The 2,966-nt window shown below is 40.2% G+C and carries 6 protein-coding genes; all 6 read right to left on the bottom strand.

Going from position 1 to position 2,966, the window contains the following annotated elements; translation table 11 throughout:
- Window positions 1-153 precede the first annotated feature (153 nt).
- Entirely contained in the window at window positions 154-498 is a 345-nt protein-coding gene (locus AB4496_RS11355) for a hypothetical protein (protein ID WP_133151961.1), read from the bottom strand.
- Between the two features lie 7 nt (window positions 499-505).
- Window positions 506-790, bottom strand: a complete 285-nt coding sequence (locus AB4496_RS11360) for a hypothetical protein (RefSeq protein ID WP_102257478.1) — start codon at window positions 788-790, stop codon at window positions 506-508.
- Window positions 791-805: 15 nt separating this feature from the next.
- Window positions 806-1,180 (bottom strand): hypothetical protein, encoded by a 375-nt coding sequence (locus AB4496_RS11365; RefSeq protein WP_102257477.1) that lies wholly within the window; start codon window positions 1,178-1,180, stop codon window positions 806-808.
- Entirely contained in the window at window positions 1,177-1,533 is a 357-nt protein-coding gene (locus AB4496_RS11370; RefSeq protein WP_102257476.1) for a hypothetical protein, read from the bottom strand. Before AB4496_RS11370 ends, AB4496_RS11365 begins: the two co-directional genes overlap by 4 nt.
- Before the next feature lie 19 nt (window positions 1,534-1,552).
- Window positions 1,553-2,392: a hypothetical protein gene (locus AB4496_RS11375; protein WP_102257475.1), complete on the bottom strand. Its 840-nt coding sequence runs from the start codon at window positions 2,390-2,392 to the stop codon at window positions 1,553-1,555.
- A gap of 250 nt (window positions 2,393-2,642) precedes the next feature.
- Window positions 2,643-2,966: hypothetical protein (locus AB4496_RS11380; protein WP_198592082.1), on the bottom strand; the 324-nt coding region annotated here is incomplete at its 5' end.

Here is a 2,966-nt window from a genome sequence, read left to right on the forward strand (position 1 = left end):
TTGATGTAGATCCATCGATTTTCCCTCGTTATTCGATTATTGGTAAATTATTCGCTTTTAAGTTTCGTTCCCACCCCTCATCATTATCAGCACTTCCAATCATTGCGTTACAGTCAGTAAATTGATCTGTAATAGCTTGGGTATGGGTTACAACTAACTTTTTAGAGCGATAGATTTAATGTTTTCTGGATGGATTTTTGTGCGAGATAGCGGTTCTCCGGTATCACGATCAATTGCATCGCAGCTCTCGTAAATAACAAGGCTTCTAGCGTGCATTTCGTTTATTGCATTAACTTGTATCTTAGTACCATCATAAAGCGTAGCTACAAACCCATGATAAGCGTTGGGGTTGACTTTATAGCCACATGCTCCACAGAAATTCGCCCCGTTGCAATCTATATGCTTACCGAATGAACAAAGGAAAGCTTTCTGTAATTGGTACTTTAAATTAAGTATTACTTTCTCCATAAATGTAAATAATGCGACTAAATTTTTCAAAATCCCCTTAATACATTTTTTCGCAAATATCTTGAATTGCTTCTGTTTCAAGCGAAGTGTTAGCAAAGTCTGGTATCTTGCCTTTATATTTAGCGTTTAGATTCTCAGCCCTGTTAACGATAGATTTAGTTAAGCGCTTCATTTCGTCTTGAATAAGTGGCAAAAATTCAGCTAAATCCTCCCTCTCCAGAAAGTCGCCTAGCTCCTCATCAATATCGACTTTTTCAAGCACCATTGAGGCAATAGTAAGGGCGTTAAACTTAGCGACGTCTTTGTTTACTTGTTTGCCCATAGCGACCAATTCCCCCTATGGTTGGATGTCTTCTTGCAACTGCCAAGACTTGGCAAAGTAGAACTCAACAGACCAACAATCAGCAGACAGAATGTGTGACTTCCTAGCAGCTAAAGGAAACTTACCTTTAACTTTTACAAAGTATGCGCCAGTGTAGTTATTTGCTAAGTTATCGCGTATGTCTCGAATTAACTCATCAACTTTAGATTCTTCATCAAGCCCGAAACTCATATTAATTCGTTGAAAGTCAAAATTCGGGTCATCTGCTGCTCCAAGGTAATCAAGACCTTTTTTGTCAACCAAACCTTTGAGGACTGATAAGAACTCTTTAAACTCCTGAGAAAATGTTTCTTTTTCTTGAACAGGCAAAGCTAGTTCACTGATTTTCATAATTGTTCCCTTGTTCCAATTTTAGAATTAGTGAATTGGTCTATCGTTACTACAGCTTTTTGCCAGTCATTCGCTACCACTTCTTGACCATTCGACAAGTAGTAATCAATTGACACTTGATCGCCTAAGCCAATAAGTGGCATCAAACCAGTATCCGGTTTTGCCGCTTGTCGGGCTGCCGTAACATCATCAACAGATGCGCTCCACCAAAGCAATGCACCATCGCACTCTTGAGTAACGCAAGTTGCACCTGTTGGCCACGTAAACTTGCCAAGTTTCACCATACTTAGAAGTGAAACATCCACGCTTGGAACAAACAATTGTTCATCCAAGTTAATCAAAATATCAGGCATAATTTCCCTTTAAATTTGTTTAGTTGTTGTTTGACGAATATGTATCCATTAAACGTCCTTTATCAATGACAACTATTTCTTGGGTATAACCCGCTTTCCCTACCAAAAAGCCGACAAAGTTCGAATCAAGCTTAATTACGTCAACTTGCGGATCGAAAGATGAGTTAAATAGTTCTGATGTAGTTTCCATTCTGCCGATTGAACCTAGAAGGTATGTCTTAGCAATTCTTTCAACTAACGATGTGGTAATGCCATATTTACTAGCCACACTGGATAAAGTGCTACTCAGTGTTAATGCTTGTTCTTGTCCGTTACCTAAGTAGGACATTAGCTCATCTGCCACTGTATCGGACAATGCCCTATGAGGCGCATCTGACCATCTGTGATAGTAATATTCTTTTCCAAGTTGGCTACTATCTGCCAAATATTGGCTTCGGAAAGCAATCAACTGGTGAATGTCTTCTGACGAATAACCTACGCGCTCATAAAACTCATACCATCGACTATCCGTGTAAAAAGCCAATATTGTGTGCTCGCTTGCTTGCTCATCACCCAAGTAGTCGCTAAATTCCGTTAGATGCAAGCTCGTTAGGGATTCCGACATTACTAAATCAGCATCGGCTATGGGTTCTGGTTCGACTGCTTGCGGAGCTTCTAAACTACCATTGCCAACTGTGCGCTTAACCGTCAGTTGTACTGGCTTACTTTGAGTCTCAGGTTTAGTAACTAAGAGTGCCGTTTCTTGGTCAATTGAAAGTTGTTCAACTGACGACTGATTAACACTCAAATCAAAATGGTTACTCGCAAAGTACACAGCCAAACCGCAAGCAACCGCAAGTAAACTGATTTTAGTGACCATACACGATTACCCTTTATTTTCGACTGAAATTAGTTCATAGGCGATTCCAGACTGCTCAAAAAAATCCAGTAGTTTTTGAAAGTGATTACGGTTTTTGTAAACCTTCGCATTATTAAAAGAAGTAGTAATTGAGCAATTCGTACCGCATCGTTTGATTGCGGTAACGTATGACCTGTCTAGCCCCTCTTCACTGTTACGAACCGAAAGCCTCTGTGTTATTTCAATAACCCATGCCATAACCTTGCCCCTACTAGTTAATGAGCTCGTCATTGAGAACACCACTAAGGCGTTCTTTCAGTGCCTCGGTTTTGGCTTTCTTTTGAGTTGCTTGATAAACAGCATCAAGGGCATTCTGTACAGGACAATTAGCGCTAGTGTGCTCACCAACATCGATGTTGAGTAGCGTACCAACATCACTAGCTAATTCTGTTGCTCGCTCTTCCCAACGGTCACGGGCATCAATAGTGCTTTCTAACTCACTGTCAGATATCAGCGAAAATTTACCTGTATTACCACGAACCCATGAAGCAATATCAGCTTCACTCATTTTTGCTAATTGATGTAGATCCATCGA

Source organism: Vibrio sp. 10N.222.46.A1 (assembly GCF_041473595.1).
GTDB lineage: Bacteria > Pseudomonadota > Gammaproteobacteria > Enterobacterales > Vibrionaceae > Vibrio > Vibrio tasmaniensis_A.